Origin of the sequence: Pseudomonas sp. TWR3-1-1 (assembly GCF_049896545.1) — a bacterium.
In the GTDB taxonomy this organism is placed as follows: Bacteria; Pseudomonadota; Gammaproteobacteria; order Pseudomonadales; family Pseudomonadaceae; genus Aquipseudomonas; species Aquipseudomonas weihenstephanensis.
On the sequence record NZ_JAFCUO010000006.1, the window covers coordinates 185475 to 201822 of the forward strand.

The window sequence follows — 16348 nt, forward strand, 5'->3', positions numbered from 1 at the left end:
CATTGCATTCGCACAAGCGGCAGGTCATCTGCCAGAATTTCCCTACAAAATCCAAACAGATTTATTGCACTTTTTTCAGCCCCTGGCTTCATAAAGCCATGAGCGTTTATTTAATGCGCACCCAGAGAGCCCGGTTACACGGCATGCCACAAGACCCTTCCCCCCCTTTGACGCCTGCCGTCCTGAGCGCGCTGCGCACCGGCACGCACACCCTGCATGTGGCGCTTGAGCAACGTTTGCCTTTTTTCTCGGCAACGCTCGACCGCGCGCACTACACGCGTTTGCTGAGCGCCTACTTCGGGTTTTATCAGCCCCTGGAAGACGCACTGCTCCATAGCGCGTTTATCCCCGAAGGGTTTGACCTGCAAGCGCGACTCAAAACCCAGGCCCTGGTGCAAGACCTTCAGGCGTTGGGGGACGATCCCGGCGCACTGCCCCGCTGCCACACCTTGCCAGCGCTGCACAGTGAAGCCTGCGTACTCGGGGTTTTGTATGTGCTGGAAGGCGCTACGCTGGGGGGCAATATTTTGCGTAAACAGATCGCCCAACATTTGGGGCTTGATACCCACAGCGGCGGCTCATTTTTGTACGTCTACGGGGAAGACACCGGCCGGCGCTGGAAAACATTCATGGCGTTTTTGGGCAGCGTACAACTCGACGAGCACGCTCAACGCGAAGCCGTACACGCTGCCTGTTCAACGTTTAGCTGTTTCGAGCAGTGGCTCGAATGTCAGGAGGTTTTGATATGAATCCACTCGACGCTCAGGCGTTTGAAGCCCTGCTGGATAATTGCGCCGATGAGCCCATCCGGTTTCCGGGCGCCATCCAACCCCACGGCCTGCTCGTCACGCTGTCACTGCCCGAGCTGCGTATCCAGCAAATCAGTGCCAACGTCCAGGCGTTGTTTGGCTTGCACGCCAATGCGCTGCTGGATCAGCCACTGGCGATGTTGACCGGCCCTGAAGCAGCGGCCGTGGTGCAACAGGCCGCAGGCGTTGCCGAGCAGATGGAGGTGCCCGTGCTGGAGCTGAACCTGCAAGGCATCCGCTACGAGGGTTTGTTGCACCGCGAACACAATGTGCTGGTGCTGGAGCTGGAACTCAAACCCGACGAGGTCGAGTTCAATACCACGATGGCCAAAGTGCGCAACCTGAGCCGCATGTTGCAACGCCTGCAAGCCGCCAAGACCTTGCCCGCGCTGTACGCCATTTGCGTCAAGGAAATCCAGGCGCTCACCGGCTACGACCGGGTGCTGATTTACCGTTTTCAAGAAGAAGGTCATGGCCAGGTGATCGCCGAAGCGTCTTCACCTTCGATGGAGCTGTTCAACGGCATGTTCTTCCCCGCCTCGGACATCCCGGAGCAAGCCCGCGAGCTGTATCGCACGCATTGGTTGCGCATTATCCCCAACGCCGACTACCAGCCGGTTGAACTGGTGCCGCGACTGCGCCCCGATACCTGTGAGGCGCTGGACCTGAGCGGTGCCGTCTTGCGCAGCGTGTCGCCGATTCACTGCCAATACATGAAAAACATGGGCGTGCTGTCGTCCATGAGCATCTCGTTGATGGACGGCGAACGGCTATGGGGCTTGATCAGTTGCGGGCATCGCCAGCCGTTGCACGTGCCCCATGAGCTGCGCATGGCCTGCCAAACCATCGGCCAGGTGTTGTCGTTGCAAATCAGCGCCCTGCAAACCCTGGAAATCAGCCGCCAGCGCGAGGCCAAAATGGGCGCGCTGGAGCGCCTGAACACCGCCATGGTCAGCAACCCGAACACCGTGTTTGACGGGTTGGCCCAAGCGCCCGAACAACTGATGGCGCTGACAGACTCCAGCGGTGTGGCCATCCTGGAAGACAACGTGCTGCGCCGCTACGGCCAATGCCCGCCCGCCGATGACATTCGCACGTTGTACCAGTGGTTCAAAGACTCGCAGCAATCGGTGTTTTCCACCCACTGCCTGTCGACGCTTTACACACCCGCCGCGCAGTACAAAGACATCGCCAGCGGTCTGCTGGCCATGACCCTGCCCAAGCCCGTCGACAATGCGGTGCTGTGGTTTCGCGCAGAAGTGAAAGAGAGCATCCCGTGGAGTGGCGACCCCAGCAAGCCACTCCACCTGGAGCCCAGTGCCACCGGCATGCGCTTGAGCCCGCGCACCTCGTTTGAACTCTGGAAAGTCGAAATGGATGGTATTTCCAGCAAGTGGAGCCACGGTGACGTGTTCGCGGCCAACGACTTGCGCCGCTCGGCGCTGGAAAACGACCTCTCACGCCAGGTGGTGCGCGAGCAGCAAGCCGTGCGCGCCCGCGACGAGCTGGTGGCCGTGGTGTCCCACGACTTGCGCAGCCCCATGACCATCATCTCGATGCTCTGCGGCATGATGCAAAAAGCCTTCAGCAGCGACGGCCCGCACACGTCACGGCGCATTACCTCCGCCATCGACACCATGCAGCAAGCCAGTAGCCGCATGAACGTGCTGCTTGAAGACTTGCTCGACACCTCCAAGATAGAAGCCGGGCGCTACACCATCACCCCGCAGCCACTGGACGTGAGTCAGATTTTTGAAGAAGCGCTTTCACTGTTGGCGCCGCTGGCGATGGACAAGTCCGTGGACCTGACCTTCCATGCCGAGCCGGGCCTGAAAATCAACGCTGACCCCGAGCGTTTGTTTCAAGTGCTGTCCAACCTGATTGGCAACGCCATCAAGTTCACCCCGGCGCAAGGCAAAATCGGAGTCGCGGCCATGTCCAATGGCCAAGACATCGTGTTCAGCGTGCGCGACTCGGGCAAGGGCATACCGGCCGAGCAATTGCCTCACATCTTCGAACGCTATTGGACGGCCAAAGAAGGTAATGCTTCTGGCACAGGTTTGGGGCTGTACATCTCGCAAGGCATCATCAAAGCCCACGGCGGCCAGCTCCTGGCCCAAAGCAAACCGGGAGAAGGCAGCGAATTTCGCTTCACCGTGCCGCAAATTGCCTGACAGTCCTTCAAACCTGTAGGCGCTGAAAACCTGTAGTCGCTGACGAGGCACGAGGCTGCGCGCGAGTGCGCAGCGCTCGTAAACCTGATGACTGAGGTATGCCTGAATCACCGCGTGAATGGTTTTGCGACGGCTTTGCCGCCGATCGCAGCCTCGTGTTACTCGTCAGCGACTACGTGTTGGTGTTTCTTTGTTTTTTTGTAGCCGCTGACGAGGCACGAGGCTGCGATCGAGTGCGCAGCGCTCGTAAACCTGATGACTGCGGTATGCCTGAATCACCGGGTTGAATGGTTTTGCGACGGCTTTGCCGCCGATCGCAGCCTCGTGTTACTCGTCAGCGACTACATGTTGGCGTTTCTTGTGTAGCCGCTGACGAGGTACGAGGCTGCGATCGAGTGCGCAGCGCTCGTAAATCTGATGACTGCGGTATGCCTGAATCACCGCGTTGAATGGCTTTGCGACGGCTTTGCCGCCGATCGCAGCCTCGTGTTACTCGTCAGCGACTACATGTTGGCGTTTCTTGTGTAGCCGCTGACGAGGCACGAGGCTGCGATCGAGTGCGCAGCACTCGTAAATCTGATGACTGCGGTATGCCTGAATCACCGAGTTGAATGGCTTTGCGACGGCTTTGCCGCCGAACGCAGCCTCGTGTTACTCGTCAGCGACTACACGTTGGCGTTTCTTGTGTAGTCGCTGACGAGGCACGAGGCTGCGATCGAGTGCGCAGCGCTCGTAAATCTGATGACTGCGGTATGCCTGAATCACCGAGTTGAATGGCTTTGCGACGGCTTTGCCGCCGATCGCAGCCTCGTGTTACTCGTCAGCGACTACATGTTGGCGTTTCTTGTGTAGTCGCTGACGAGGCACGAGGCTGCGATCGAGTGCGCAGCGCTCGTAAATCTGATGATTGAGGTATGCCTGAATCACCGGGTTGAATGGCTTTGCGACGGCTCTGGCATTAGCTAAATGCGTTGATAAACCAGGTGATCATCGGGATGGCCACGATGTCGATCAACACGGCGCCACACAGCGGTACGATGATGAAGGCTTTGTACGAGAACACTTTGTAGTGGTCGCAGATCGCGCCCATGTTGGCCACGGCGTTGGGGGTTGCACCCAGCCCGTGCCCCATGAAGCCTGCGCACAACACGGCAGCGTCATAGTTGCCGCCAAACAGGCGAAACAACACGAAGACGCACAGCAACAGCATGATCACCACTTGCACCACCAATATCACCAGCAGTGGCATGCCGAGCTTTTCCAGCTCCCAAAACTTGAGGCTCATCATGGCCATCGTCAGGAACATGCCCAGGCTGACGTCGCCGATAGTGCTAACGGAGTGGTCGGGTATGTCAACGGCCTGGGTGCGGTCATTGAGGTTGCGCAAGATGATCGCGACGAACATCGCGCCCACATAGCTGGGTAACACGATGCCTAAATGTTGTTGCAAGCTGGCACCCAGCCAAAAGCCAAGCACCATGATGACCACGATGCAGGTCAGCAAGCGCAGCAGCGTCGGTGCATCCAGCGCGGCAGGCGGGGTATGCACCACGTCTTCGAAGGCTTTGAGGTTGCCCACCGCTTCTGCCTTGACCGTGAGTGTGTTGCGCTCGATCAACCAGCGCGCCAGCGGGCTGCCAAGCAAGCCGCCCGCCACCATGCCGAAAGTAGCCGCTGCCAGTGCCGCGGTGGTCGCGCCCACAGCACCGAGGTTTTCGGCAATCGGTCCAAAGGCCGCCGCAGCACCAAAACCGCCTTCCAGCGAGACCGCTCCGGCCATGATCCCCAGCAGCGGGTCGATGCCCAGCGCTTTGGCCACGCTCACACCCACCACGTTTTGCACCAGCGCCAGCCCCCAGCACGCCCCCAGGTAGATAAACAGCAATTTGCCACCTTTGCGCAGCAGGCCCAGGCTGCCGCCCAGCCCCACGGTGGTGAAAAACGCGACCATCAAGGGCGTTTGCAGGCTGGTGTCCAAGGTCAGGTCGAGCAGTTGGCGATCACGCAGCAACCAGACCAGCAAGGCAAAACCAAAGCCGCCAATCACCGGGGCCGGTACGCACAGTTGGCGCAGCCAGTAACTGCGTTTTTTCAGTTGGGCGCCCAGGCCCAGCAAGAGCAACGCGAGAGCGAGGGTGCTCAACGCATCCAGTTGAAATGTCAGCATGGCGAATTTCTCTTTTTTTTATGATTCAACAAGCGGTTTCAGGGATGAGCAAAAAACTTAATCAATCAGGCTGGCGAGCAAGCGCGCGCCAATGCGAGCAGTGCGGTTGTCGATGTCCAGAGCCGGGTTGAGTTCGGCGATGTCGGCCATGCGCAATTTGCCGCTGGCTTTGGCGCGGCGCACCAGGTGCTCGACGATCTGCATATCGACCCCGTGCGCCGACGGCGCGCTGACGCCCGGCGCCTGACTGGCAGGTAACACGTCCAGGCAAATGGTCATGTACAGGTGATCAACGCCGCTCAGGAAGTCATCCAAAAAGGCTTCCAGGGCAGGCATGTCCCAGCTGTTCATGTGGCGGTCGAGGCGGTAACGCACGTTCAGCCGTTGGGCCTGCTCGAACAGGGCCTGGGTGTTGTTCAGTTGGCTGACGCCGAGGCAGCAATAGGCGAACGGCATGTTCGCGCGCTGGCAATACTCGGCAATCTGGCGAAAGGGCGTGCCGGAGCTGCTTTGCTCGCTATGGCGCAAGTCAAAGTGCGCGTCAAAATTGAGAATGCCGATACGCGGCGGCGCGGTGTGACAGCGCAGGTGGTCGGCCAGCCCGCTGAAACTGGCGAAGGCGATTTCATGCCCCCCGCCCAGCCCCAGCGGCAGGTGGCCTTGTTCCAGCAGGTGGCTGACCAGCGCCGCGTAGGTGTGCTGTGCGCCTTCGAGGTCGCTGCCCGCACATGCCACGTCACCCGCGTCGTAGAGCGGCGCCGTGCCGTGCCAGGCCAGATTGGCCAACGCTTTGCGCAAGGCGGGTGGCCCTTGGCGCGCGCCGGTTCGGCCCTGATTGCGTTTCACTCCTTCGTCACAGGCCAGGCCAATCAACGCCGCGCCCGTGGGCAGGCCCGGCGCCAGCGGCTTGATCCATTGATGCCAGCGCAACGCGCCTTGCCCTTCGGCGGCGTCAATGCGCCCGGTCCACAGGGTCATGTCAGGTACAACGGTCATGCAAAAACTCCCATTACAGTCAGTCCAGTCGGGCGCTCAGGCGCAGGGCTATGTCCTGCGTCCAACGGATCAGGCGCTCGCTGCGCGGGTGTGCGCGAAAGGCCGGGGCCATGAGGCTGATGGCGCCTTGCAGGCGCTGGCGGCTGTCGATCAGCGGGGCACTGACGCCCCAGATGCCATCGTCGATTTCACTCACGCTCACGGCGTAACCCTGCGCCCGGATCGCCACAAAGCTGCGCAGGTAATCGGCGCAGGGTTCGTCTTCGATGCCCTGGCTGTGCAGTAAAGCAAGGCTGTGGGCTGGATCCATATGCGCCAGTAACACTCTGGCCGAAGCGCCCACCAACAACGGCTGGGCCAGGCCTTTTTGGTAACAGCAGCGCAAGGGCTGCGGGCTGTCGACCAGCTCAATGCAAATCGCCTGGCCGTTACTGGGCACCATCAGCGCCACGCTTTCCTGGCTCAACTCGGCCAGGCGCCGGAGTTCAGGCTTGGCCAAGGTGACCAGGACGGCTTCACGGTCGAATTTTTTCGCCAGTTGTAAACAGGCAGGCCCCGGCAAATAGCGGCCTTGGCCGTTTTCTTCAGCCAGGCCCCAGCGCAGCAGGGTTTTGAGGTGACGATAGGTGCTGCTCAGCGGCTGGCCCAGTTGCTCGGACAAGGCGCGGGCGGAGATGGCTTCGCCCGCTTGCCCCAGCGTGACCAGAATGTGCAGCAGGCGATCCGTTGGCGTGTTGTCGTTCATTTTTGGCCCCATGCTCTTGGCTGCATGGTGCACGCAGTTTCTCATTAGCTGAAATACGATTCCCACGCAGTGAGAAAAAGCAGGCAGATAGTGATCAACGGTCAGTGGCTCACCGTTTTCAAACGCAAAAAAAGGCCGCCATCACGACACGATGGCGGCCCGGGTTGTACTCAGCCGTTCAAGCCGTCCTGGCTTCAGTTGAGTACGGGTGCCCCCATTCTTTCAAGGCGCCGACGGCGGGCTACCAGCAAGCCTGCCGTGACTACAAAAATGCTCAGCAGGCCGGTGGCCATGATCTCGACCCGGTGGCTTTCTTGAAACAGCATGAGGGTCAAAATCGCCACGATGAACACGATCACCGCCCAGGTCAGGCCGGGGAAGAGCCACATTTTGAATTCGATTTTCTCGCCCAGCACGGTCCGTTTTTGACGCATGCGCAGTTGCGACACGGCAATCACCAGGTACACCAACAGGGCAATGGCGCCGGAGCTGGCCAGCAAGAATTCAAACACCGCCGAAGGCGCGACATAGTTGGCGAACACCGCCAGGAAGGCTGCGCCGGTGGACATCATCACCGCCCAGTAAGGCGTGCCGCTGGCGTTGGTGCGTTTGGCCACCGCCGGGGCATCGCCCCGCTTGCTCAGGGAGAACAGCATGCGCGAGGAGGTGTAGAGCGCCGAGTTCAGGCAACTGGTCACGGCAATCAACACCACGATGTCGACGATCAGCTTGGCATTCGGTATGCCCATGCGGTCCAGCACGGTCTGGTAGGAGCCGAACTGTGCCAGGCCGGGGTCGTTCCAGGGCACCAGGGCCACCACGAGGAAGATCGACACCAGATAGAACAGGCCAATGCGCCAGATCACCGAGTTGGTGGCCTTGGTGATTTGCTTGCTCGGGTCTTTGGATTCGGCCGCCGCGATGGTGACGATTTCAGTGCCCATGAACGAGAACATGGTGGTCAACATGGCCGCCAGAACGGCGCCCATGCCGTTGGGCATAAAGCCCACGGTGTCGACCAGGTGCGACACGCCGCTGACCTGGCTGTTGGGCAAGAAGCCGAAAATGGCCAACACACCCAAAATAATGAAGCCAATGATCGCCAGCACTTTGACCAGCGCGAACCAGAACTCGAACTCGCCGTAGTTCTTGACGCTGAACAGGTTGGTGGCGGTCAGCAATAAGGTGATGACCAGGGTAAACACCCAAATCGCGGTGTCCGGGAACCACGCATGCAGGATGGTGGCAGCGGCGTTGGCTTCCAGTGGAATCACCAACACCCAGAACCACCAGTACAACCAGCCGATGGTGAACCCGGCCCAGTGCCCGATGGCACGGTCGGCGTAGGTGGAAAACGAACCGGTGTCGGGCGAGGCAACGGCCATTTCGGCCAGCATGCGCATCACCAGTACCACCAGCGTACCGGCGGCGGCGTAGGCCAGCAGTACGGCGGGACCGGCTTGTGCAATCGCGTGGCCGGAGCCTACAAACAAACCGGCGCCGATCACGCCGGCAATCGACAGCATGGTCACATGCCGTGGTTTGAGCCCTTGCTCCAAGTGGTTAGAAGACTGCGTATTGCTCATTGCGACTACCTTTTATTGAAGCCATTCCGAGCACCTGTGTTGACGTTCGTAAAAAGTAACCAACACAGGCGTTTCGAATCCTTGACGCAATAAGTGCGCCAAAATGTGACAAAGTGCCGTTTTACGCGGGCTGCAACGCCGTTCTAAAAAAATCCCGATGGCTTTAGCGCAAGGCTTTCAATCAATTTGTTACCGTAACACTCAGTTACACCCGCCCAAACGCACCAAAATTACTCATTTGTGCCGCACAGGCCCAAAACCGGTGCGCATCTTTGACCTTTAGTAGGTTCGTGCTTCCAACGAGGGGCCAAAACTGGCACCATCGCGACCTTTTTTACGCGATACCTGTCTGGCCGAACGGCGAAACACGGGGTCGGTTGTTGTCTACGCGACAGTCTGCTGTCGCAATGCGACCCACAGCCACCCGTAAGCTTTTTTGTGCCAGTGAGGCAGTTGGTTGCCCTTGCGACCCTATGCTAGCTTGGCCTTCGCCAGGACGGCCGCCCAATAGCAGGATCGCACCCGAACACAATGAGGACCGCACATGGCTTTGGCCACGCCCGCGCTTGAAATCCGCAATTTGCACAAACGCTACGGCGAGCTTGAGGTACTCAAAGGTATCTCGCTGACCGCACGCGACGGCGACGTGATCTCGATCCTGGGTTCTTCCGGTTCCGGTAAGTCGACACTGCTGCGCTGCATCAACCTGCTAGAAAACCCGCACGAAGGCCAGATCCTGGTGGCCGGTGAAGAGCTCAAGCTGAAAAAGGCTAAAAATGGCGAGCTGATCGCTGCCGATGGCAAGCAGATCAACCGCATGCGCAGTGAATTGGGTTTTGTGTTTCAAAACTTTAACCTGTGGCCGCACATGAGCATCCTCGACAACATCATCGAGGCGCCGCGCCGCGTGCTGGGGCAAAGCAAAGCCGAGGCCATTGAGGTGGCAGAAGCGCTGTTGGCCAAGGTCGGCATCGCTGACAAACGCCATGCCTACCCCTCCGAGCTGTCGGGCGGCCAGCAACAACGTGCCGCCATTGCGCGCACGCTGGCCATGCAACCCAAAGTGATTCTGTTCGATGAACCGACATCGGCACTTGACCCGGAAATGGTCCAGGAAGTACTAAGTGTGATCCGCGCACTCGCCGAGGAAGGCCGCACTATGCTGTTGGTCACCCACGAGATGGGTTTTGCCCGTCAGGTGTCCAGCGAAGTGGTGTTTTTGCACCAGGGCCTGATCGAAGAGCAAGGGTCGCCTGAACAGGTTTTCGATAACCCGGTTTCAGCGCGCTGCAAACAATTCATGTCCAGCAACCGCTAACGGAGCAACACGCATGCAGAACTATAAAAAGCTTCTTCTGGCCGCTGCCGCCACGCTGGTGTTCAGCGCCAACGCCCTGGCTGTGGATAAGTACAAAGTCGGCATTGAAGGGGCTTACCCTCCGTTCAATAACAAAAACGCCAGCGGTGAAGTGGTCGGTTTTGACCCCGATATCGCCATGGCCTTGTGCGCCAAGATGAAAGCCGAGTGTGAAATCGTCACCTCCGATTGGGATGGCATCATCCCGGCACTGAACGCCAAAAAGTACGACTTCATCGTGTCTTCGCTGTCGATCACTGACGAGCGCAAACAGGCCGTCGACTTCACCGACCCGTACTACTCCAACAAGCAGCAGTTCATCGCCCCTAAAAAAGTCGACTTCAAAACCGATGTTGAATCCTTGAAGGGTAAGGCGCTGGGGACCCAGCGTTCGACCCAGGCCGCGACCTGGCTGGATGACAACCTGGGCACTGACGCCACCATTTCGTTGTATGACACTCAGGAAAACGCCTACCTCGACCTGACCTCGGGCCGTGTAGACGCGTTGCTGGCTGACAAGTACGCCAACTTCGACTGGCTCAAAAGCCCGGCGGGCCAGGCCTACGAGTTCAAGGGTGAGCCGGTCAACGAAGATGACAAGGTCGGCATCGCGCTGCGTAAAGGCGACAACGAACTGCGCGCCAAGCTGAACCTGGCCCTCAAGCAGATCGTTGAAGACGGCACGTACAAAAAGATCAACGACAAGTACTTCCCGTTCAGCATCTACTGACCTGCCTGACCGGCGCGCTTTCGGGCGCCGCCGGTCCCTAGCAAAGCCTGCCTAACCCATGACTATCGACTTATACGGATTCGGCCCCGCGCTTGCCGCCGGTGCGCTGATGACCGTCAAACTGGCACTCACTGCGCTGTGTCTGGGCCTTGTGCTCGGGCTGCTCGGTGCATTGGCCAAAACCTCGCCCTACAAGCCCGTGCGCTGGCTGGGCGGTGCTTATTCGACGCTGGTACGTGGTGTGCCGGAGCTTTTGTGGGTGTTGCTGATTTACTTCGGCAGCGTGAATGCCGTGCGCGCCCTTGGCGAAGTCATTGGCATGCCCGAGCTGACCCTCAGCGCCTTCGCGGCCGGGGTGATCGCACTGGGCCTGTGCTTTGGCGCCTATGCCACCGAGGTGTTTCGCGGTGCCATTTTGGCCATCCCAAAAGGCCATCGCGAAGCGGGGCTGGCCTTGGGCCTGTCCAAACCGCGTATTTTTACCAAGCTGGTGCTGCCGCAAATGTGGCGCATCGCCCTGCCAGGCTTGGGCAATCTGTTCATGATCCTGATGAAAGACACCGCGCTGGTGTCCGTCATTGGTCTGGAAGAAATCATGCGTCAGGCACAAAACGCCGTGACCTTCGCCAAACACCCGTTCACCTTCTACATGGTGGCCGCCGTGATGTACCTGGGCCTGACCGTATTGGCCATGGGCACGATGCACGTGCTTGAAAAACGCGCGGCGCGCGGCTTCGTGAGGAGAACGTAATGGTGTGGGAACTCTTCCTCAAGTGGCTGCCCAAGCTGATTCAGGGCGCGACCCTGACGCTGGAGCTGACCGCGCTGTCGGTGATTGCCGGTTTGATCGTGGCCATCCCGCTGGGCATCGCCCGCTCGTCCAAGCTGTGGTACGTGCGCTCATTGCCGTACGCGTACATCTTTTTCTTCCGTGGCACGCCCCTGCTGATCCAACTGTTTTTGGTCTATTACGGCCTGGGACAGTTTGAAGCGGTGCGCGAGAGTGTGTTGTGGCCCTACCTGCGCAGCCCGTTCTGGTGTGCGGTCATCACCATGACCCTGCACACGGCGGCCTACATTGCCGAGATCCTGCGCGGTGCCATTCAGGCCATCCCGCCGGGTGAGATCGAAGCCGCACGCGCGCTGGGCATGTCGCGTTTCAAAACCCTGGTGCATATCGTCATGCCACGCGCTGCGCGCATCGGTCTGCCGGCTTACAGCAACGAAGTGATCCTGATGCTCAAAGCCAGCTCGCTGGCGAGCACCGTGACCTTGCTTGAGCTGACCGGCATGACGCGCACCATCATTGCGCGTACGTATCAAACCGTGGACATGTTCCTGATTGCCGGGATGATCTACCTGGTGATGTCGTTTGTGCTGATTCAGGGCTTCAAACTGCTGGAGCGCTGGTTGCGCGTCGATGCCTGCCAAGGACGGTGAGCCAGGCGTGTTGCGCGGCGAGTCATTGCTCGCCCGCTTCCAGGCACTGGATGCCTTTTTAAGCCAGCACCAGCACCTGTGGCGCCCGCGGCCCTTCACTGCGCTGAATATGCCGTGGGAGGCGCACCACCCCGAGCTGGCGCAGTGGTTGCGCCAGCGTTCGTTGCAACACGCCGAAGCCAGCCACAACCGCCCCCACCACCTGCCCGCCCCGGCGCCGTTCCCTGAATGGGCAGCCACCTCGCACGCCTTAAGCACCGTGGGTGCCTTGACCACGCGACCCGTTACAAGCGCACCCCCGCGCCTGCAGGTCGACGTGCCGGGGCGCAAATGGCAGCAGATCGAAGCGTTCGCCCAATGCCTGACCTTCACCCGCACGCCCACGCACTGGCTGGACTGGTGCGCAGGCAAAGGCCATTTGGGCCGCCGTTTAGTCAACGAGGCGCAACAACTGACGTGCCTGGAGTACGACCCGGCGCTGATCGAGGCCGGACAGCAACTCAGCCAGCGCCACGCCCTCAGTGCCCGGCATGTGCAGCAAGATGTGCTGTTGCCTCAGGCCGCTTCGCAGCTCACGGCCGACATGACCCCGGTTGCGCTGCATGCCTGTGGCGACTTGCATGTGCGCTTGCTGCAACTGGCCAGCGCCGCAGGCTGTGGACAACTTGCCCTATCGCCCTGCTGCTACAACCGCATAAGCGCCACGCACTATCAGCCGTTATCCACAGCCGCTCGTGCTTCGGGCTTGAGGTTATCGCGTGACGATCTGAGTTTGCCCATGAGCGAAACCGTGACCGCAGGCGAACGGGTACGCCGCCAACGCGACGAGTCGATGGCGCGGCGTTTGGGGTTTGATCTGTGGCAGCGCCACGTGCGGCAGTGTGATGAATACTTATCCACACCCTCATTGCCCAGCACCTGGCTGAACAAGCCATTCGCGCTGTATTGCGAGGCGTTGGCGGCGCTGAAAAACTTATCCACAACCGGCACCGAAGACTGGCCAGCGCTGGAGACGGCGGGATGGCAACGGCTGGCGCAGGTGCGCAATCTGGAGCTGGTACGCGGCCTGTTCAGACGCCCCTTAGAGCTGTGGCTGGTGCTGGATCGGGCGTTATACCTGAGCGAAAACGGCTATGACGTGCAAGTGGGTGAGTTCTGCGACACCCACCTGACGCCGCGCAACCTGATGCTACTGGCGCAGCAACCTACGAACCCCGATACGTCGAGAACCCGTAGGGGCTGAGCAGCAGCGGGATGTGGTAATGCTGCTCGACATTTTTCACTTCAAAAATCACCGGTATCTCCGGGAAGAACGTGTCGCGGCCAACCTTTTTGAAGTACTCGCCGGTTTTAAACACCACGCGGTATTCGCCCGCCTCCAGGGCCTGTTTGGCCGGGAAAAGTTCACTGATTCGCCCTTGTTCGTTGGTCACGCCCTGCGCCAGCGGCTGCCACGTTTGAGCGACGTGTTTTTCCAGGGTCACGTTGACACCCGGCGACGGCAAGCCGTTTTCAAGGTTCAACACATGCACGCTCAAGGGGTTAGCCGCCGCCAGCGCCAGGCTGGACACAGCGCTAAGGCCCACAGCGGCCAAGGTCATGCGTAAAGTTTTCATCGTTCATCCTCCAAGTCATCACAATTAACGCGTAATAGTCAGGCCCAATGCTTGCGCGGCCTGCACGGCACAGGCTTCATCCTGCTCAGCCCCGCCAGCCCCGGCCACGCCCAAGGCACCCACCAACTCGCTGCCTGCAAACAGCGGCACACCGCCGCCCAACAGCAACAGTTCGGGGATGGAATTGAGGTTGGCCGCTTCAGGGTTATTGCGTGCCCGTTCGGCAAACAATCGGGTCGGGGTTTTGGTCGACAGCGCGGTATAGGCTTTGCGCTGACTGGCCAATAAGTTATGTGGCCCCACGGTTTCCGGGCGCAGGGCCACCAACGTATTGCCACCGCGATCGAGCACGCTTAACGCGCCGGTGCAGTGCTGCAACGTGGCATCGGCCAATTGCCGCGCCGAGCTCAAATCAAGATCGGCATGGCGCACCAGTGTGGGCGCGGCATGGGCCGTGACGGCGAGCGTCATGGCAACGCCTGACAGCAAGGTTTTCAGCATCATGGGCAAGCTCCTGAACGAATGAGGCCACCTTAACGGCTGCACCTCGTCAGAACCCCGTCAGTTGGATTACAAGTTTGTAATAGGCAATGCCCGCGAAGGCGCCTAGCCTGTGCAGACGAATGATTGAGGTGTGCGATGCGTTTGTTAGTGGTGGAAGACGAAGCCAAGACCGCCGATTTTTTGGCCAAGGGCCTCAAAGAGTCAGGCTTTGCGGTGGATGTCGCGCTGAATGGTCTGGACGGGCGTTATTTTATTGAGCAGCAAGACTACGACCTGATCATCCTCGACGTGATGCTGCCGGGGCTTAACGGCTGGCAATTGCTGCAATTGATTCGCCAGCGCGGTGCGACACCGGTGCTGTTTCTGACCGCCAAAGATGCCATCGAAGACCGCGTGCGCGGGCTTGAACTGGGTGCTGACGATTACTTGCTCAAACCCTTCGCCTTCGCCGAACTGCTGGCCCGCGTGCGCACCTTGTTGCGCCGTGGCCCGATGCGTGAAGCCGAGTCTTACAGCATCGCCGACCTTGAAATCGACGTACTGCGCCGCCGTGTCAGCCGGGGCGGTCAGCGCATCAGCCTGACCAATAAAGAATTCGCCCTGTTGCAGTTGCTCGCCAGCCGTCAAGGCGAAGTGCTGTCGCGCACCTTGATCGCCTCCCAGGTGTGGAACCTCAATTTCGACAGCGACACCAACATGGTCGAAGTCGCTGTGCGCCGCCTGCGCTCCAAAGTCGACGACCCGTACATGCCAAAACTTATCCACACCGTGCGCGGCGTGGGTTATCAACTCGAAGCCGCGGATGAGTAAATCCATTGCCTGGCGTCTGGCACTGGCGATTGCGCTGACCTGCGCGCTGGTCCTGAGTGTGATCGGGGTGTTTCTGTACCGCTCGCTGGCCGCGGAGCTGGCGTTTCGCGACGATCAGGCCCTGCTCGGGCGCCTGGAGCAGATGCGTGCGTTGTTGCATGACAGCGACAGCCTCACGGCCCTGCAAGCGCGCCCGCGCCTGTATCAGAACATGCTGGGCAATCAGGACAGCGTGCTGGTGGTCAAACGTCAGGACGCCAGTCAGGTCATCGCCATCAACCCGCACCGGCAGGTGCTGCCGCAAGTGCAGCCCATTGCTCTGGACCGGGCGCCTGCGCGGGACGACATCCAGACACTCGACTCGCTGGCCTTGCTCGCCGGTATGGCACAAGGCCCGGCGGGCGAAAGCTTGAGCATCACCGTGGGCAAACGCCTGGATGAGCGCGAACACATTCTCGCCAGCTATCGCCTGCGTTTATACGCAGCGGTGATCCTGGGCGGGTTGCTGGCGTGGGGGCTGGGCTGGTTGTTATTACGTCGCGGGCTGCGACCGTTGCGCGAGCTGACGCAGGCCATGCGCGGCATCAACCCGCGCAGCCTCGACCAGCGCATGCCTGTGGATAACGTGCCCACTGAACTCAAAGAACCGCTCCAGGCGCTCAACGCCATGCTCATGCGCCTTGAAGGCAGCTTTGAGCGACTGTCGCAGTTCTCGGCCGACCTGGCCCATGAAATCCGTACACCGCTGCACAACTTGCTGGGCAGCAACAGCCTGGCGCTGAACCAGTCGCGCAGCCCGGCCGAGTATCAGGACGTATTGGCGTCGAACATCGAAGAATACGAACGCCTGAATCGCATGGCTGAAAACCTGATGTTTTTGGCCCGGGCCGAACACGGCCAACGCCCGCTGAACCTGCAATCACTGAACCTGCGTGAGATGGGCGACGAACTGTGCGACTACTTCGAAGCCTTGGCCGAAGACCGTCAGCTACGCCTGGGCAACCAACTGCATGGATCGCTGACGGCCGACCTGCACCTGCTACAACGGGCGCTGAGCAACCTGATGGCCAATGCCGTGCGCCATGCCGAAGCGGGTTCAAACGTGCAATTAATCAGCCGCAGCGATCCCCATCATCAGTGGGTGGGCGTGCATAACATCGGCCCCCCGATTGACCCGCAACACCTGGATAAACTGTTCGACCGTTTCTACCGGGTTGATCCCTCACGGGCAGCACCGGGTGATTCGGGCGGGCTGGGTTTAGCCATCGTGCGCTCGATTATGCAGCTACATGGCGGCGACGTAGAGGTGCGCAGCGACGCTCAAGGCACCGTGTTTGAATTAAGGTTTTTACGCCAACCTGCAAGCCCGTCGAACGCCTGCTGAAAGACTTCGAAAAATAGTCTGTTATCAGGG

General features: G+C 59.9%; 15 protein-coding genes. 9 read left to right on the plus strand and 6 right to left on the minus strand.

Features of this window, described 5'->3' with window-relative positions:
* Positions 1-143: 143 nt before the first annotated feature.
* Together ACP7A4_RS15130 and ACP7A4_RS15135 are read left to right on the plus strand one after the other, a co-directional pair.
* Complete coding sequence (locus ACP7A4_RS15130; protein WP_059761747.1) at positions 144-749, plus strand: biliverdin-producing heme oxygenase; 606 nt, start codon at positions 144-146, stop codon at positions 747-749.
* Complete coding sequence (locus tag ACP7A4_RS15135; protein ID WP_426247678.1) at positions 746-2983, plus strand: ATP-binding protein; 2238 nt, start codon at positions 746-748, stop codon at positions 2981-2983. Before ACP7A4_RS15130 ends, ACP7A4_RS15135 begins: the two co-directional genes overlap by 4 nt.
* A gap of 958 nt (positions 2984-3941) precedes the next feature.
* Here ACP7A4_RS15135 and gltS read toward each other — a convergent pair.
* From gltS to gabP, 4 genes are all read right to left on the minus strand, one after another.
* Positions 3942-5150: a sodium/glutamate symporter gene (gltS, locus tag ACP7A4_RS15140; protein WP_426247680.1), complete on the minus strand. Its 1209-nt coding sequence runs from the start codon at positions 5148-5150 to the stop codon at positions 3942-3944.
* A 57-nt stretch (positions 5151-5207) separates the two neighbouring features.
* The gene (gene hutG / locus ACP7A4_RS15145; RefSeq protein ID WP_203303149.1) at positions 5208-6146 is read right to left on the minus strand and encodes a formimidoylglutamase; all 939 of its coding nucleotides are present in this window, start codon (positions 6144-6146) and stop codon (positions 5208-5210) included.
* Between the two features lie 19 nt (positions 6147-6165).
* Positions 6166-6891 carry an IclR family transcriptional regulator gene (locus ACP7A4_RS15150; RefSeq protein ID WP_059761428.1) on the minus strand — a complete coding sequence of 242 codons (726 nt, stop codon included), beginning with the start codon at positions 6889-6891 and terminating at the stop codon, positions 6166-6168.
* Positions 6892-7085: 194 nt separating this feature from the next.
* Positions 7086-8477, minus strand: coding sequence for a GABA permease (gene gabP, locus ACP7A4_RS15155; protein ID WP_059761427.1), 1392 nt, complete (start codon positions 8475-8477; stop codon positions 7086-7088).
* 544 nt (positions 8478-9021) lie between these two features.
* On the opposite strand from gabP, the gene ACP7A4_RS15160 reads away from it, so the two are divergent.
* From ACP7A4_RS15160 to ACP7A4_RS15180, 5 genes are read left to right on the plus strand one after another with little or no spacing between them, the layout of a single operon-like run.
* Positions 9022-9795 (plus strand): ABC transporter ATP-binding protein, encoded by a 774-nt coding sequence (locus tag ACP7A4_RS15160; protein ID WP_048364641.1) that lies wholly within the window; start codon positions 9022-9024, stop codon positions 9793-9795.
* 13 nt (positions 9796-9808) lie between these two features.
* Positions 9809-10564, plus strand: coding sequence for an ABC transporter substrate-binding protein (locus tag ACP7A4_RS15165; protein ID WP_048364642.1), 756 nt, complete (start codon positions 9809-9811; stop codon positions 10562-10564).
* Positions 10565-10622: 58 nt separating this feature from the next.
* Positions 10623-11315, plus strand: a complete 693-nt coding sequence (locus tag ACP7A4_RS15170; RefSeq protein ID WP_059761425.1) for an ABC transporter permease — start codon at positions 10623-10625, stop codon at positions 11313-11315.
* On the plus strand, positions 11315-12004 hold the full coding sequence (locus ACP7A4_RS15175) for an ABC transporter permease (RefSeq protein WP_048364644.1): 690 nt from the start codon (positions 11315-11317) through the stop codon (positions 12002-12004). The genes ACP7A4_RS15170 and ACP7A4_RS15175 overlap by 1 nt, the downstream gene beginning before the upstream one ends.
* Complete coding sequence (locus tag ACP7A4_RS15180) at positions 11985-13247, plus strand: methyltransferase (RefSeq protein ID WP_426247685.1); 1263 nt, start codon at positions 11985-11987, stop codon at positions 13245-13247. The genes ACP7A4_RS15175 and ACP7A4_RS15180 overlap by 20 nt, the downstream gene beginning before the upstream one ends.
* Here the strand turns inward: ACP7A4_RS15180 and uraH are convergent.
* Both uraH and ACP7A4_RS15190 read right to left on the minus strand, forming a co-directional pair.
* The gene (gene uraH / locus ACP7A4_RS15185) at positions 13210-13620 is read right to left on the minus strand and encodes a hydroxyisourate hydrolase (protein WP_048364646.1); all 411 of its coding nucleotides are present in this window, start codon (positions 13618-13620) and stop codon (positions 13210-13212) included. The genes ACP7A4_RS15180 and uraH overlap by 38 nt on opposite strands.
* A 24-nt stretch (positions 13621-13644) precedes the next feature.
* Positions 13645-14124 (minus strand): GlcG/HbpS family heme-binding protein, encoded by a 480-nt coding sequence (locus ACP7A4_RS15190; RefSeq protein WP_426247687.1) that lies wholly within the window; start codon positions 14122-14124, stop codon positions 13645-13647.
* 135 nt (positions 14125-14259) lie between these two features.
* On the opposite strand from ACP7A4_RS15190, the gene ACP7A4_RS15195 reads away from it, so the two are divergent.
* Together ACP7A4_RS15195 and ACP7A4_RS15200 are read left to right on the plus strand one after the other, a co-directional pair.
* Positions 14260-14934 (plus strand): heavy metal response regulator transcription factor, encoded by a 675-nt coding sequence (locus ACP7A4_RS15195; RefSeq protein ID WP_048364648.1) that lies wholly within the window; start codon positions 14260-14262, stop codon positions 14932-14934.
* Complete coding sequence (locus tag ACP7A4_RS15200) at positions 14927-16318, plus strand: heavy metal sensor histidine kinase (protein ID WP_203303151.1); 1392 nt, start codon at positions 14927-14929, stop codon at positions 16316-16318. Before ACP7A4_RS15195 ends, ACP7A4_RS15200 begins: the two co-directional genes overlap by 8 nt.
* The last annotated feature ends 30 nt before the right edge of the window (positions 16319-16348 follow it).